The organism is Streptomyces sp. NPDC048473, from assembly GCF_043200155.1.
In the GTDB taxonomy this organism is placed as follows: Bacteria; Actinomycetota; Actinomycetes; order Streptomycetales; family Streptomycetaceae; genus Streptomyces.
Map to the genome: position 1 here is coordinate 25133 of NZ_JBICXE010000015.1, position 14459 is coordinate 39591.

Consider the following 14459-nt stretch of genomic DNA (forward strand, 5'->3'; position numbering starts at 1 on the left):
AACCTATTTTGAGACGCCGGATGGATTCCGAGTGCGGCTCCTCATCGGAGGAGGCGGCCAGGCGTTCTTCGAAGTGGCGACGCCGTGCGTTGACGAGTCCAGGGTTGCACCACCAACCCTGGCCCCTGGCGAGGAGGGGCATGTGGGGGAACCGGTGCCAGCCCCCAACGTCCGCTCCGCCTTCTGGTCCGCCGGGGCGCCCTGACGTCACGTCATCAGCCTCAACGACCCAATGACCCATAACAAGCCAGTCGGTGCGGGTAAGAGACGGGCTGTCCACCTGGGACTTTGAGTCTTGCATTGGGCCCTGGGGCCCATGCCGCGCCCGGTGTTGTTGTGGTCGCATACAGAGACCGATTGAACTGTCGCTGCGCCCACTCACAACGCTGGGAGACTCGTCGTGTCTGGCATACGAGAATTAGCGGTTCCGGGTGGCGCCGACATAAGCGCTGCCGAGGCCCGTCCGGGCAGGCAGTCGTTGTCGCGCCCTCTGCAGGCGGTGCTGATTCTCGTCCGACTGCTCTTCGCCGCCACCGTCGTGGGTGCGATCGACGCGCTGGCCGTGGCCTCATCCGTCGATGCGGTGGACGGTCACCTCCTGGGCATGGTGCTGTACGCCGCACTGCCCGGCGTCACCGGATTCGTACTGTCGCTGTACATGCGGACCGGCGGCGTCTGGATCTGGCGCGGGCTCCTCGCCGTGCACGCCTGGCTCATCCTCGGCGCCCTGGCGGCACTGAGTGAGGACACCGGCGGGCAAGGTGTGACGCAACTGGTGATGCCGGTTGTCGTCGTCGTCCTGCTGTTCCGGACCGGATCGCGCGAATGGTTCGGGCTCAGTCCTGAACAGCGCGCCGAGCACCGGCCGTTCAGCATCGCGCGGATGATCAAGTGGCGTCGGGACGCCGGTCAGACCGCGATGGAGTACCTGGGCATGATCCTCGTGGTCGTGGCCCTCATCGGCGGGCTCGTGGCGACGGGCATCGGCGGGCAGCTGACCGGGGAGATCCGGAACGCCATCTGCCAGCTGACCGGAAGTGCCTGCCCGGCACCCGATGTCGATGTGGTCGCCGGCAAGGGCGGTAACAGCGGCGGCACTTCGACCGGGGGCGGATCCGATTCCGCCGGCGGTGCGGGCTCCGAGGGCTCGACCGTGACCGGGGGCACGGGGTCCGGCGGCTCGGACACATCCGGTGGGTCCACCGCATCCGGAGGATCTGACACCTCCGGTGGGTCCACCGCATCCGGTGGCTCCGCCTCATCCGGTGGCTCCGGTGGCGCAGACAGCACCGGCGGCACCGGCGGCACCGGCGGCGCCGACAGTACCGGCGGCACGGACAGCACCGGCGGCTCCGACGCCTCCGGCGGTTCCTCCGGCTCGACCAACGGCGATTCTTCTACGCAGGTCGACGCGGGTAGACAAAGCCCGGACACCAACTCCTCCCACCCCTCGGACGGCAACTTCTTCACCGGTGTCGTCGGCGACGACGGCCTGTGGGGCGACGTCAGCGGTGTCGTCGACACGGTCGTCCACCCCGGCGACACCGCCAAGGGCATCGCCGACCAGTACGCCCAGGCCGCACGGGGCGCCGGCGACAAGTGGAGCAAGGGCGACCATGCAGGCGCCGCCTGGGACATGACCAAGGCGTCCGGCGGAGGCGGCGGCGCGGTTGCCGGGCTGCCCGGCTCCGGTACGCGTGTCGAGGAGGCGGTACGGGACGCGGAGCGCGGCTACCTCAACGACCGCATCCCGCGCAATGCCACCGCAGCCCAGCGCAAGGACTGGTGGAACGGGCTGACGCAGCAACAGCGCGATCAGTACCTCGACCTTTCCCCGGACCAGATCGGCAATCTGGACGGCATCCCGGTGGCGGACAGGGACGCGGCCAACCGGAAGAACCTCCCGGACCTGATCTCGAAACTGGAGGGGAAGACCGACTCCACGTCGAAGGACCAGCTGGCGGGGTTGAAGGAAATCGACCGGCAGCTGAAGGAGGGGAGCCAGCCGCCGATGTACCTGATCGGTATCGGCGACGAGGGGAACGGGCGGGCCATCGTCTCCTACGGGAATCCCGATACTTCGAAGAATGTGTCGGCCTATGTGCCGGGGCTGAATACGTCCCTCGACGAGGAATTCGCCAAGAACGACCTCAAGCGTGCCCGTGACACGGCCATCGGCTCCCAGGGGTACGACCAGTCCACCGCGTCGATCGTCTGGCTCGGATACGACGCACCGCAGACGCCGGACGGGCTGCACAGCCTGGCGGTCGCGGGCACCGGCCGGGCGGAGAAGGGCGGCGTGGCCTACAGCGACTTCATGGGCGGCATCGTGGCCACCAACCAGAACAAGGACCCGCACATCACAGCCATCGGGCACTCCTACGGTTCACGCACCGTGGGGGCCGCGACGCAGCGCGACGGGGGTATTCCGGGGGTGGACGACATCATCCTGGTCGGCAGTCCGGGGGTGGGCGTGGACCGTGCCGTGGACCTCGGCGTCGGCAGCGGGCACGTCTTCGTCGGCGCCGCGGCCAATGACCCGGTGACCAAGCTCCCGTCCAAGACACAGGTTGTCGTGGGCGCGGTGGGGATGCTTCTGGGAGGGCCCGCCGGTGCATACTTCGGCGGAGACCTGGCCGACCCGGGGGACGACGACCTCTGGTTCGGCAAGGACCCGGCGAGCAAGGCCTTCGGGGCCAGTCGATTCCCGGTGGCCCCCGGCCAGCCTCTGATCAGCACGGACGGCGTGAGCTTCGACGCGCACTCCAACTACTTCGATCCGGTACGAGACGCTATGTCGGCGGACAGCATCGCTCTGATCGTGTCGGGACACTCCGACAGGCTCAAGATGGAGGAACAGCGATGAAGCGAAGGTTCCAGATCGTTGCGGTGGCGCTGGCTTTCGGCTTCGCACTGTCCGGCTGCGGCAACGACAACGGGCAGTCGAGCGGCAGCGAGAGCGTCGGCAGCAGCAAGAGCACCAAGGGCAGCAGGAGCACCGAGGAGAGCGGCATGAACATGCAGGAGGCCGCCGAGCGGTCCGACGGCATGCTCGACGCCGTGCTCAAGGAGATCGACCCCGAGGTGCAGTGGGCGCACGGCCCGACGACGACGGGCAGCTGCGATGTGACGCGCAGGCGCACCGTGATGACCATCGTGTCGGCGGAGCGCCGGCAGAGCTTCCTGGACCAGGTCGAGAAGTTCTGGCGCACGAGCGACTACCGCATCAAGGCGAAGAACAACGACAAGGAGTTCCCGGCGGTCTACGCGCAGACGAAGGCCGGCTTCGGCATCAGTGTGAGTTTCCGCGGCAAGGGGCAGGCGTTCTTCGAAGCGGACAGCCCGTGTGTGAAGGAGTCGAAGGTCGCCGACTCCGCCTCCAAGCCGAACGGACCTGCCTACGAAGGGGTCTACCCCCTCCCGCGGCCCAATGTGCACTCCGACTACTGGTCCACCGGAGCATCCTGATGGCCGGTCAGCGTGCCGGAGTGGCCGGTCAACGACCCCGATGACCCGGATGATTCGTACACAGCCGCGAAATCGCTCATGAACCCTCCCCCGATGGGGGATGGTTGAGGGGTGCGGAAATTCTGGGTGGTCGGTGGCATCGGCGTCGGCATGGCCATGTGCTTCGTGGCGCTGCTCGTCGTCGGTACGTACTCCGCCGCTGCCGGACTCGTCAGCTCCGGCAGCAGCGGAGCCGTCGGGCTGGCGAAGGGGGCCGTGCCCGCGAAGTTCCAGCCCCTGGTGCAGAAGTGGGGCAACCTCTGCCCCGCCATCAACCCGGCCCTGCTGGCCGCTCAGCTGTACCAGGAGAGCGGGTGGAACCCCCGGGCCGAGAGTCCCGCCGCCGCCCAGGGCATCGCCCAGTTCATCCCGGGCACCTGGGCCGGACACGGGATCGACGGGGACAAGGACGGCGATCGGGACGTATGGGATCCGGCCGACGCGATTCCGTCCGCCGCCTCGTACGACTGCGAGCTGGCCGGGTACGTGAAGAAGGTGCCGGGCGATCCGACGGACAACATGCTGGCCGCGTACAACGCCGGTGCGTACCGGGTGATCCGGTCGGGCGGGGTTCCGGACATTGCGGAGACGCAGAACTACGTCACCATCATCCGGTCCCTGGAGAAGAGCTTCGCCCGGCCCGTCGGACGGGTGCAGCCCTCGCAGCAGGCGGCCGGGGCGATCTACTTCGCGCAGAAGAAGCTCGGTACGAAGTACCTGTGGGGCGGCAACGGCACGGCCGAGCAGGGCGGGCGGTTCGACTGTTCGGGGCTGACCCAGGCCGCGTACCGCACCGTGGACATCGAGCTGCCCAGGGTGGCGAACGATCAGTACAACGCCGGGCCGCACCCCTCGCGGGACGAGCTGCTCCCCGGTGACCTGGTGTTCTTCTCGGACGATCTGGCCAACTCGCGGGCCATCCACCACGTGGGGCTGTACGTCGGGGGCGGGTACATGATCAACGCTCCGTACACCGGGGCCGTGATCCGGTTCGACAAGATCGATACGCCCGACTACTTCGGCGCGACGCGTGTGACCAAGGACGGGGCCGCGGCCCTTCCGACCACCCTTCCCGCCGACCGCCCGGCGGCATGATGCAGGGACGGCGGTGGCCGGAACTCTCCGTGAAGCCTGGGCCCTGAGCTGCGACGATGAGTCACTCTTCGATAACGTCATGGTGATCATTCGGTGGAGAGTGGAACGTACGCACGGGGGGCGTCGTTCCCTGGGGGGACTGACAGTGGTGCACTGACCATGCGGCGCTGATCGGGGAAGTCCTCACGGACAGAGCAGCGACGCAGTACCGATCCACGCAGTGATCGAACCGACACGGGGGTTCGTCAAAGCGGTGCACATGGGTGTGGACCGCGGCAGCAGACAAGGCAAGGGGCCGCAGCAGATGGCTGGACTCGCACTGGATGGGTCGAACCCCGACGTCAGCCTGCTCTACGACATCAACGGACTCGCGAAGTCCGCTCCCACCTGGTTCGACCGGGTCATGGAGTTCGTCGGCGAGTACGGGATCATGCTCGGCATGGTCCTGGTGGTCCTGTGGTGCTGGTGGAGCGTGCGCCGGCGCGGCACGGCCGATGATTCGGTGACGGCGGTCGCCGGGATCGTCTGGGCGCCCCTCGCCGCCGGGATCGCGCTGCTCATCAACATCCCGATCCGCGGATTCGTGGAGCGGCCGCGCCCGTTCCGGGACCACCAGGGACTGGATGTCCTGGTGGACGGGAAGAACGACTTCTCCTTCGTGAGCGACCACGCCACGATGGCGATGGCTCTGGCCGTCGGGCTCTTCGTGGCCAACCGGAAGTTCGGCATCGCCGCGATCGCTCTCGCCCTGCTGGAAGGCTTCTGCCGGATCTATATGGGTGTCCACTACCCGACCGATGTCATCGGCGGCTTCGCGCTCGGCACGGCAGCCGCTCTGCTGCTCGCCCCGCTGGCGATGATGCTGCTGACCCCGTTGGTGGCGGCCGTCTCCCGTTCGGACCGGCTCGGGTGGCTCGTGCGCTCGCGCCGGCCGGTGCCGTCGGCAACGGCCGACGGGCGCGCCGGGGCGTTCGGGATTCCCGAGCCGCGGCCGGGGACGGGCGGCGGGGACGGCGAGAAGGACCTCGCCGCGTAGCAGGCGCGCAGAGACAGGACCCATCTGTGGCGCGGTGACCGTGAGCGTGACCGCGCGTCAGAGAGCCTGCGGGAAAGCGAAGAGGCGGCCGGGGTCGTACTGCTTCTTCAGCTGGGTGAGACGGTCGGTCGCCGTGCCGTAGTAGGCGCGGCGCCAGCCGGTCAGCGTCGGGTCGGTGTAGTTCTGGTACGCCGCTCCGGACGCGTACCGGCGCATCGCCGCGTGGGTGTTTTTCAGCCAGTCCTGTTGGGCGCTGCCCGCCGTGCGGGGGCTCCAGGCACCGATGTACTGGGCGAGTACGCGTGAGCGGCGGTGGACGAACGCCGTCGCCTGAGGGGAGACCCGGTTGATCGCCCCGCCGAGTGCGGTGAGCGCGATGGAGCCGCCGCCTCCGCCCTGTGCCACGGGGATCCGGGTGAACGCCTCGGCCCGGTCGAGCAGGGCCCTCACGCCTACCGGGGACAGGGAGCGGTCGTAGAAGTCGGACGCGGCGGCGTACGTCTCGCGCCGGAGCGTGCCCTGTGGGGTGCGGCCGGGCGTCGTACCCGGCAGATGGCACTGGGCGTCGGTGATGCCCGAGCAGCCCGCGTACACGAGCATCGACTGCTGGTAGCTGCGGCGGCGCAGCGAGACGGAGGAGGCCGGGGCGCCGATCCGGTCGGCGAGGCGGTCGACGGCGTTCTGCAGGTCGCCGTATGTACCGAGGCTGAACGCGGCCACCGAAACGGTCGGGTGGCCGCCGCCGGGGCCCGCGTCGAGATGCGCGGAGGACCAGATCTCGTCGGGCTGGGACGGCCCCCACTCCTGCCAGGCCGTGATGACGGCCCGGGCGCGCGACCACGGCCAGGACATGTACGCGGTGACGGTCTGCGGGGCCGGGCGGGTACGGAACGTCAGCTCGGTGACCACGCCGAAGTTGCCGTTGCCCGCGCCGCGCAGCGCCCAGAAGAGGTCCGGGTGGTGCTTGGCGTCCGCGGTGAGGGTCTTGCCGTCGGCCGTGACGACGGTCGCCGAGGTGAGACTGTCGCAGGTCAGGCCGTACGCGCGGGACGCGACGCCGTGGCCGCCGCCGAGGGTGAGGCCGGAGATGCCGACCGTGGGGCAGGAGCCGCCGGGGATCGTCAGACCGTGACGGGCGAGGCCCTGGTAGACGTCGATGAGCTTGGCGCCCGCACCGATCGTGCCGTTCCTCTCGACGCGGGACAGTGACGAGACGTCAAGGACGAGGCGCCCGTTGCCGCTCGACCAGCCGGCGTAGGAGTGGCCGCCGCTGCGGATGGACACGGGGGTGGCGGTGCGGCGGGCGAAGGCCAGGCACTCGCGGATGTCCGCCTCGTGCTTGACGTAGGCGACCGCGGCGGGCTTCAGGCCGTCGAAGCGGGTGTTGTAGAGCTGACGGGCGGTCGGGTAGGCCGCGTCCTGGGGGCGTACGAGGGTGCCGTCGAGGCTCTTGGCCAGGGCGGACCAGTTCGCTGGGCCGGAGGGGGAGGGCTTCGACGCGACCGATGAGGCCGGTGAGGCGGGAGTGGTGCCGCCCGTGGTGCCCGAGGTACCGGAAGAGTTGCCGCCGGAGCGGGAGCCGGAGCTTGAATCGGAGCCGGACGCGGTGCTGCAGGCGGTCGAGGTGATGCCGGTGAGTGCTGCTGCGGCGCCCGCGGTGAGCAGGGCGCGCCGGTCGGGCAGGGTCGGCAGGTTCATCGGACCTCCAGGTCATGGCGCTCAGGGCCGGTCGGTGGGGAGAGGTCAGGGGGGAGAGGTCAGGAGGGTGGGAGAGGGCTCAGGGCACCGCGCTGTGTTCCGCGGCGTCCGTGCGGGCCCGGTCCCGGGAGCGGCGGGCCGGCCCGGACCAGCCGCAGCTGCAGCGGGCGGTGCAGAACGAGCCGCGTTCCACGGTTGTGGGTTCGTGCCCGGAGGACTTGGGGGTGGGGGGAGTCTGCGGGACCTCTTCAGTGTGTCGGACATACACCCGTCCACGGTACTGGGCACGGCCACCCGGCGGTGTGGCGCACGGGAGCGGCGTGACGGGGGACACGGGCTGTCGTTATGCGAAACGGATGGGGGGCTCGGGCAAGCGGTACGTCGTTGGGGGTTGGCAGGCGATGGTGGTGCAGCAGCACAGGTCCGGAGGCGGGGCGCGCGCTGTCTGCGCCCTTGCCGTGGTGGGCGTGATGGCGGCGACCGCCGGATGCGCGGGCGGTGGCGGCGGCGGCCGTGCCATGGCCGATGAACGGGGCGGGGCCGACTCCCTCGACGCGGTCCACCGCGCGGCGGCGGTGCTCGCGGGGACGGCGAGCGGGACGGGAACGGGGACGGTGACCGGAACCGGGGCCACCCCGAGTGCCGGAGCCCGGTCCGTGGCCGGAAGCGCCGAGGTGCGTACGTCGATGGAGACCGCGGCGGGTGGGACGCGGGTGACGATCAGGGGCCGGGGGACGTACGACTTCCGCAACCAGGTGGGCCGGCTCAAGGTCGTGCTGCCCAAGGACGCCGCCGGCGAGGACGAGCACCGTCCCATCACCGAACTGCTGGCCCCCGGCGCGCTCTACATGATGAACCGCGGCGCCGGAGTGCCCGCGGACAAGTGGGTCAGGATCGACACGACGACCCTGGAGGACGGCAATCTGGTCACCGGCGGGGTGACCGATCCGATGGCCGCCGCCGAACTGCTGCGTGGGGCGCTGCAGGTGACGTACGTAGGAAGGACGGAGCTCGCCGGGGTGGCCGTGCGGCACTACCGGGGGACCTCGGACATCGGCCGGGCGGCGCGCGAGGCCTCGCCGAAATCGCGTGGGGCGCTGGCCGCGGCGGCGAAAGGGTTCCACACGGACACGGTGCCGTTCGACGCGTATCTGGACGAACAGGGGCGGCTGCGCAAGGTGCGCCACCGGTTCAGCTTCGCCAATGAGGGGCCGGTGGTGGAGGTGGTGTCGACGACACTGCTGTACGGATTCGGGGTGCCGGTCACGGTACGGCTGCCGGACGATCGCGACATCTACACCGGGAAGATCCAACAGAGATAGCCGGGCGGCACATGGGCGTGGGCACGGACGAAGGCGGGGGCGTAGGCATGCCGGCGGGCGCGAAATGGTCCGTCCGTGCCATGCGCGGCGTGTGGTCCGCTCCCTACGCTAGGAAGTCGGCGACGGCAGTGAGAGGTGAGTGACGTGGTGACGCTCAGCACGCGGACCGTATCTGACCATGTGGCCCTCGCCGAGATCGAGCTCTGTGGTGAGCTGATGATCGCCGCGTCGGCCGCTATCGGGGAACGGCTCAGTGCGGACCGTATCGACGAGGTGCTGAACGTCCGGGTGATCGCCGAACGAACCGCCGTCCCCCGGCAGGCCGACCACCGGGGGTGACCGCTTGGCCCCGCATCAGGTACGGAGCAGACGGGCGATGGCCTTCGTGGCCTCCTCGACCTTCGCGTCGATCTCCTCGCCTCCCTTGACCGCCGCGTCGGCGACGCAGTGCCGCAGGTGCTCCTCCAGCAGCTGGAGCGCGAAGGACTGGAGTGCCTTCGTGGACGCCGAGACCTGGGTGAGTATGTCGATGCAGTAGACGTCCTCGTCGACCATGCGCTGCAGACCGCGGATCTGGCCCTCGATCCGGCGCAGCCGCTTGAGGTGCTCGGCCTTCTGGTGGTGATAGCCGTGTATACCCCGGTCGTGGTCGGTGACGACCGGTTCCGTCTCCGCTTCCGTCTCCGCGGTGGCGGTGGTGGTCCCGGTGGCCTCGGTGGTGGTCATTACTGCCTCCCGTTTTCCCTTTACCCTGCCGTCTATATACCCCTGGTGGGTATATCCTAACGAATTCTGCCGAAACGTGACCGGGGGCCCGTGCTGATCACCGTGCCCGATGCGCGACACTGAAGAATGCCGGTTAGCCGTGGCCGGATGATGCGCCTAGCATCAGCCTGACCGAATCCAAAGCATCCCGAGGACCCCACGTGCGCTTTCGTCTGACCCCCAGGGAGACGAGCTTCTATGACATGTTCTCCGCATCCGCGGACAACATCGTCACGGGCTCGAAACTCCTGATGGAACTGCTCGGGGCGGACTCTGCCTCCCGAGTCGAGATCGCGGAGCGCATGCGGGCAGCGGAGCACGCGGGGGACGATGCCACCCACGCGATCTTCCACCAGCTGAACTCCTCTTTCATCACGCCGTTCGACCGCGAGGACATTTACAACCTCGCATCGTCGCTCGACGACATCATGGACTTCATGGAGGAGGCCGTCGACCTGGTCGTGCTGTACCAGGTCGAGGAACTCCCCAAGGGTGTCGCGCAGCAGATCGAGGTGCTGGCCCGGGCTGCCGAGCTGACCGCCGAGGCGATGCCGGGTCTGCGGACGATGGACAACCTCACCGAGTACTGGATCGAGGTCAACCGTCTGGAGAACCAGGCCGACCAGATCCACCGCAAGCTGCTGGCCCACCTCTTCAATGGCAAGTACGACGCCATGGAGGTGCTGAAGCTCAAGCAGATCGTGGATGTGCTGGAAGAGGCCGCCGACGCGTTCGAGCATGTTGCCAACACGGTGGAGACCATCGCGGTCAAGGAGTCCTGAACCACGTGGACACCTTTGCGCTGATCGTGACCATCGGTGTCGCGCTCGGCTTCACGTATACGAACGGCTTCCACGACTCGGCGAATGCCATCGCCACGTCCGTCTCCACCCGTGCACTGACACCACGTGCGGCGCTGGCGATGGCCGCGGTGATGAACCTTGCCGGTGCATTCCTCGGCAGCGGTGTCGCCAAGACCGTCAGTGAGGGTCTGATCGCGACCCCCGAGGGGGACAAGGGGATGGGAATCCTCTTCGCCGCGCTCGTCGGTGCGATCATCTGGAACCTCGTCACCTGGTACTTCGGGCTGCCGTCCTCGTCCTCGCACGCGCTGTTCGGCGGCATGGTCGGTGCGGCGCTCGCCGGCGGGACGCTGGTGCACTGGGACGGGGTGCTCGACAAGGTCGTCATCCCGATGTTCCTCTCGCCGGTCATCGGCCTGGTCGTCGGCTATCTGGTGATGGTCGCGATCATGTGGATGTTCCGGAAGTCCAACCCGCACAAGGCCAAGCGCGGCTTCCGGATCGCCCAGACGGTCTCGGCCGCGGGCATGGCGCTCGGCCACGGTCTGCAGGACGCGCAGAAGACGATGGGTGTCGTCGTGATGGCCCTGGTCATCGCCGATGTCGAGAGCCCGAGCGACCCGATTCCGGTCTGGGTGAAGCTCGTCTGCGCACTGATGCTCTCGCTGGGTACGTACGCGGGTGGCTGGCGCATCATGCGGACGCTCGGCCGGAAGATCATCGAGCTGGACCCGCCGCAGGGGTTCGCCGCGGAGACGACGGGGGCGTCGATCATGTTCGGCTCGGCGTTCCTGTTTCACGCGCCGATCTCCACGACGCATGTGATCACCTCGGCGATCATGGGTGTGGGCGCCACGAAGCGGGTGAACGCGGTGCGGTGGGGTGTTGCCAAGAACATCATCCTGGGGTGGTTCATCACGATGCCGGCCGCGGGGCTTGTCGCTGCCGCGAGTTACGGGATTGTCGTGCTGCTGTTCGGGTGACGGGCGGTGGGGCTACCGGGTCGTCCGGTGGCCGCTTTGTCCTCAATCGCCGGACGGGCTTGATTGTGGCCGGCCGTCCTTGATTTTGCTTGTGTTGTGCGGAAATGGGGTCGCCCCCACTCCCTCTGCGGGGAGTGGGGGCGACCCCTTCGCCTTGGGGTGGCACCGCCATGCAGCACCTCAAGGCCATCCTGGGGGTTATCCGAAGCGGCCCGAGATGTAGTCCTCGGTTGCCTGGACGGACGGGTTGGAGAAGATGCGTTCCGTCTCGTCGATCTCCACGAGCTTGCCGGGCTTGCCGACCGCCGCGAGGTTGAAGAACGCCGTGCGGTCCGAGACGCGCGCCGCCTGCTGCATGTTGTGCGTCACGATGACGATCGTGAAGCGCTCCTTCAGCTCGCCGATCAGGTCCTCGATGGCGAGGGTGGAGATCGGGTCCAGTGCGGAGCACGGCTCGTCCATCAGCAGTACGTCCGGCTCGACCGCGATCGCGCGGGCGATGCACAGGCGCTGCTGCTGGCCGCCGGAGAGACCTGAGCCGGGCTTGTTCAGCCGGTCCTTGACCTCGTTCCAGAGGTTGGCGCCGCGCAGGGACTTCTCGACGACGTCCGACAGCCGGCTCTTCTTGTACGAGCCGTTCAGCTTGAGGCCCGCCGCGACATTGTCGAAGATCGACATGGTCGGGAACGGGTTCGGACGCTGGAAGACCATGCCGACCGTGCGGCGCACGGTGACCGGGTCGACGTTCGCCCCGTACAGATTCTCGTCGTCCAGCAGCACCTTGCCCTCGACGCGGCCACCGGGGGTGACCTCGTGCATGCGGTTCAGGGTGCGCAGGAAGGTGGACTTGCCGCAGCCGGACGGGCCGATGAAGGCGGTCACGGAGCGGGGCTCCACGGTCATCGAGATGTCCTCGATGGCGAGGTGGGAGCCGTAGTAGGCGGACAGGCCGCTGACGTCGATGCGCTTGGCCATCTGAATCACTGCTTCTTTCGTGCCGCGGTCAGCGGCCGGTCTTCGGGGCCTTCCAGCGGGCGATGCCGCGGGCCACCAGGTTGAGGATCATGACGAAGGCGATCAGGACCAGAGCGGCGGCCCAGGCACGGTCGTACGACGGCTCGCTGCCGATCTTGTACTGCTCCCAGATGTAGAAGGGGAGCGAGGACTGTGCACCTTGGAAGGGATTGGAGTTGATCAGCTGGCTGCCGAAGACCAGCAGCATGATCGGCGCGGTCTCGCCGGCGATCCGGGCGATCGCGAGCATCACACCGGTGGTGATGCCGCCGATCGCGGTGGGGATGACCACCTTCAGGATGGTGCGCCACTTCGGGATGCCGAGGGCGAGCGATGCCTCGCGGAGCTCGTTCGGGACGAGCTTGAGCATCTCCTCGGTGGAGCGGACCACGACCGGGATCATCAGGATCGACAGGGCCAGCGAACCCATCACGCCGGACGGCTGGAGCTGCGTCATCAGCATGATCGACAGGATGAAGAGACCGGCGACGATGGACGGGATACCTGTCATCACATCGACGAAGAACGTGACGGCCTTGGCGAGCGCGCCCTTGCCGTACTCCACCAGATAGACGGCGGTCAGCAGTCCGATCGGGGCGGAAATCAGGGTGGCGAGGCCGACCTGCTCCAGAGTGCCGATCAGCGCGTGGTAGACGCCGCCGCCCGGCTCGATGCCGGGGACACCGGCCATGGAGTGGGTCAGGAAGTAACCGTCGAGGACCTTGGCGCCACGGCTGACCGTGGTCCAGATCAGCGAGAACAGCGGGACGACGGCAAGGAGGAAGCACACCCAGACGATGCTGGTGGCGAGGCGGTCCTTGGCCTGGCGCTGGTTCTCGACGACCGTCGTCGTGACGTACGAGATGACGAGGAAGAGCAGGGCGGAGAACAGTCCCCACTGGGTGTGGCTGCGCCAGCCCGCCGCCGCGCCGGTGCCCACGCCCAGTGCGATCGCGATGGCCGCGAAGGCGAGGGGGGCCCAGCGGGGCAGGGCTCGGCTGCTGAGGCTGGTCCTGCGTGCGGGCGCCATCGGGGTGGGGCGTTCCTGGATGCCGGTGTTGGCTGCCTGGCTCATGCGTTGGCCCCCGAGTATTCCTTGCGGCGGGCGATGATCAGCCGGGCCGCGCCGTTGACCAGCAGGGTGAGGATGAAGAGCACGAGGCCGGAGGCGATCAGGGCGTCGCGCCCGAGCTCATTGGCTTCGTCGAACTTCGCGGCGATGTTCTGGGCGAAGGTTCCGCCACCCGGATTGAGCAGATGCCCGGAGATGATGAAGCTCGGCGACAGGACCGTGGCGACGGCCATCGTCTCGCCGAGCGCACGGCCCAGGCCCAGCATCGAGGCGGAGATCACGCCGGAGCGGCCGAAGGGGAGCACCGAGAGGCGGATGACTTCCCAGCGGGTGGCGCCGAGGGCGAGGGCGGCTTCCTCGTTCATCTTCGGGACCTGGAGGAAGACTTCGCGGCTGATGCTGGTCACGATCGGCAGGATCATGATCGCGAGCAGAATGCCGACGGTGAAGAGCGACCGGGCGACGCCGACCTCGGTCTTCTCGAAGAGGTACGTCCAGCTGAAGAACTGGTCGAGCCAGAGGTTCAGGCCCTCCAGGTACGGGACCAGGACGAGGGCGCCCCAGATGCCGTACACGATGCTCGGCACTGCGGCGAGCAGGTCGACGACGTACGCGAGGGGCGCGGCCAGCTTGCGCGGCGCGTAGTGCGAGATGAACAGGGCGATACCGACAGCGACCGGGACGGCGATGGCCATCGCGATGACCGAGCTGACGATCGTGCCGAAGAGGAGGACCGCGATGCCGAAGACCGGCGGGTCACCGGCCGGGTTCCAGTCGAAGGTGGTGAAGAAGTTGCCTTCGTCCTTGGACACGGCGAGCGCGGCGCGGTAGGTGAGGAACACGGCGATCGACGCCATGATCACGAGCAGCAGGATGCCCGAGCCCCTGGAGAGGCCCAGGAAGACCTTGTCGCCCGCGCGCCCGGTCTTGGGCCTGGCGCGCTTGCGCGCCACCGGCGGTGCCGGCGGCGTGTCTATCGGTGTGGTGGAAGCCATGGTCTTTCCGGTCTGTGTGGGGGAGCGGTGGGCTCCCCTGGCGGCGGTGCACCGGATGGGTGGTGGCGGGCCGGTCCGGAAGGGTGCACCGGACCGGCCTTGCCGGGTGTTGCTGGTGTTGCTGACGGTGTTACTGGTGGTGCTTGCGCGCCTCGGCTTGCGTGCTTTC

The 14459-nt window shown here is 68.4% G+C and carries 13 protein-coding genes; 8 read left to right on the forward strand and 5 right to left on the reverse strand.

What is annotated here, in order from left to right; all coding sequences use genetic code 11:
• Positions 1 to 499 precede the first annotated feature (499 nt).
• The 4 genes from ACGFU7_RS23495 (at position 500) to ACGFU7_RS23510 (ending at position 5638) form a co-directional block, all read left to right on the forward strand.
• Positions 500 to 2866, forward strand: coding sequence for an alpha/beta hydrolase (locus ACGFU7_RS23495; RefSeq protein WP_393697955.1), 2367 nt, complete (start codon positions 500 to 502; stop codon positions 2864 to 2866).
• Positions 2863 to 3468: a hypothetical protein gene (locus ACGFU7_RS23500; RefSeq protein ID WP_393697956.1), complete on the forward strand. Its 606-nt coding sequence runs from the start codon at positions 2863 to 2865 to the stop codon at positions 3466 to 3468. Before ACGFU7_RS23495 ends, ACGFU7_RS23500 begins: the two co-directional genes overlap by 4 nt.
• Before the next feature lie 111 nt (positions 3469 to 3579).
• A complete protein-coding gene (locus ACGFU7_RS23505) occupies positions 3580 to 4602 on the forward strand; it encodes an NlpC/P60 family protein (RefSeq protein WP_393697957.1) in 1023 nt (340 codons plus the stop codon).
• Positions 4603 to 4906: 304 nt separating this feature from the next.
• Positions 4907 to 5638 carry a phosphatase PAP2 family protein gene (locus ACGFU7_RS23510; protein ID WP_393697958.1) on the forward strand — a complete coding sequence of 244 codons (732 nt, stop codon included), beginning with the start codon at positions 4907 to 4909 and terminating at the stop codon, positions 5636 to 5638.
• 57 nt (positions 5639 to 5695) lie between these two features.
• Here ACGFU7_RS23510 and ACGFU7_RS23515 read toward each other — a convergent pair whose 3' ends face one another.
• Positions 5696 to 7336, reverse strand: a complete 1641-nt coding sequence (locus ACGFU7_RS23515) for an FAD-binding oxidoreductase (RefSeq protein WP_393697959.1) — start codon at positions 7334 to 7336, stop codon at positions 5696 to 5698.
• Positions 7337 to 7737: 401 nt separating this feature from the next.
• On the opposite strand from ACGFU7_RS23515, the gene ACGFU7_RS23520 reads away from it, so the two are divergent.
• Positions 7738 to 8658, forward strand: coding sequence for a hypothetical protein (locus tag ACGFU7_RS23520; RefSeq protein WP_393697960.1), 921 nt, complete (start codon positions 7738 to 7740; stop codon positions 8656 to 8658).
• A 144-nt stretch (positions 8659 to 8802) separates the two neighbouring features.
• Positions 8803 to 8997 carry a hypothetical protein gene (locus ACGFU7_RS23525; protein ID WP_393697961.1) on the forward strand — a complete coding sequence of 65 codons (195 nt, stop codon included), beginning with the start codon at positions 8803 to 8805 and terminating at the stop codon, positions 8995 to 8997.
• A gap of 15 nt (positions 8998 to 9012) precedes the next feature.
• On the opposite strand, the gene ACGFU7_RS23530 is transcribed toward ACGFU7_RS23525, so the two are convergent.
• Complete coding sequence (locus tag ACGFU7_RS23530; protein ID WP_393697962.1) at positions 9013 to 9384, reverse strand: metal-sensitive transcriptional regulator; 372 nt, start codon at positions 9382 to 9384, stop codon at positions 9013 to 9015.
• 200 nt (positions 9385 to 9584) lie between these two features.
• Here ACGFU7_RS23530 and ACGFU7_RS23535 point away from each other — a divergent pair, with 200 nt between their 5' ends.
• Positions 9585 to 10205 carry a DUF47 domain-containing protein gene (locus ACGFU7_RS23535; protein WP_114245730.1) on the forward strand — a complete coding sequence of 207 codons (621 nt, stop codon included), beginning with the start codon at positions 9585 to 9587 and terminating at the stop codon, positions 10203 to 10205.
• A 5-nt stretch (positions 10206 to 10210) separates the two neighbouring features.
• A complete protein-coding gene (locus ACGFU7_RS23540) occupies positions 10211 to 11209 on the forward strand; it encodes an anion permease (RefSeq protein ID WP_393697963.1) in 999 nt (332 codons plus the stop codon).
• A 198-nt stretch (positions 11210 to 11407) separates the two neighbouring features.
• On the opposite strand, the gene pstB is transcribed toward ACGFU7_RS23540, so the two are convergent.
• The 3 genes from pstB to pstC are packed head-to-tail and all read right to left on the reverse strand — an operon-like array spanning position 11408 to position 14290.
• Positions 11408 to 12184 carry a phosphate ABC transporter ATP-binding protein PstB gene (gene pstB / locus ACGFU7_RS23545; RefSeq protein ID WP_393697964.1) on the reverse strand — a complete coding sequence of 259 codons (777 nt, stop codon included), beginning with the start codon at positions 12182 to 12184 and terminating at the stop codon, positions 11408 to 11410.
• A 28-nt stretch (positions 12185 to 12212) separates the two neighbouring features.
• Positions 12213 to 13298, reverse strand: coding sequence for a phosphate ABC transporter permease PstA (pstA, locus tag ACGFU7_RS23550; RefSeq protein ID WP_393697965.1), 1086 nt, complete (start codon positions 13296 to 13298; stop codon positions 12213 to 12215).
• Positions 13295 to 14290: a phosphate ABC transporter permease subunit PstC gene (gene pstC, locus ACGFU7_RS23555; protein WP_393697966.1), complete on the reverse strand. Its 996-nt coding sequence runs from the start codon at positions 14288 to 14290 to the stop codon at positions 13295 to 13297. Before pstC ends, pstA begins: the two co-directional genes overlap by 4 nt.
• Positions 14291 to 14459: the final 169 nt, after the last annotated feature.

Coding starts and splice junctions, on each gene's coding strand:
- ACGFU7_RS23500 (WP_393697956.1), top strand. CDS start 2,863: ATGAAGCGAAGGTTCCAGATCGTTGCGGTGGCGCTGGCTTTCGGCTTC.
- ACGFU7_RS23510 (WP_393697958.1), top strand. CDS start 4,907: ATGGCTGGACTCGCACTGGATGGGTCGAACCCCGACGTCAGCCTGCTC.
- ACGFU7_RS23515 (WP_393697959.1), bottom strand. CDS start 7,336: ATGAACCTGCCGACCCTGCCCGACCGGCGCGCCCTGCTCACCGCGGGC.
- ACGFU7_RS23520 (WP_393697960.1), top strand. CDS start 7,738: ATGGTGGTGCAGCAGCACAGGTCCGGAGGCGGGGCGCGCGCTGTCTGC.
- ACGFU7_RS23530 (WP_393697962.1), bottom strand. CDS start 9,384: ATGACCACCACCGAGGCCACCGGGACCACCACCGCCACCGCGGAGACG.
- pstB (WP_393697964.1), bottom strand. CDS start 12,184: ATGGCCAAGCGCATCGACGTCAGCGGCCTGTCCGCCTACTACGGCTCC.
- pstA (WP_393697965.1), bottom strand. CDS start 13,298: ATGAGCCAGGCAGCCAACACCGGCATCCAGGAACGCCCCACCCCGATG.
- pstC (WP_393697966.1), bottom strand. CDS start 14,290: ATGGCTTCCACCACACCGATAGACACGCCGCCGGCACCGCCGGTGGCG.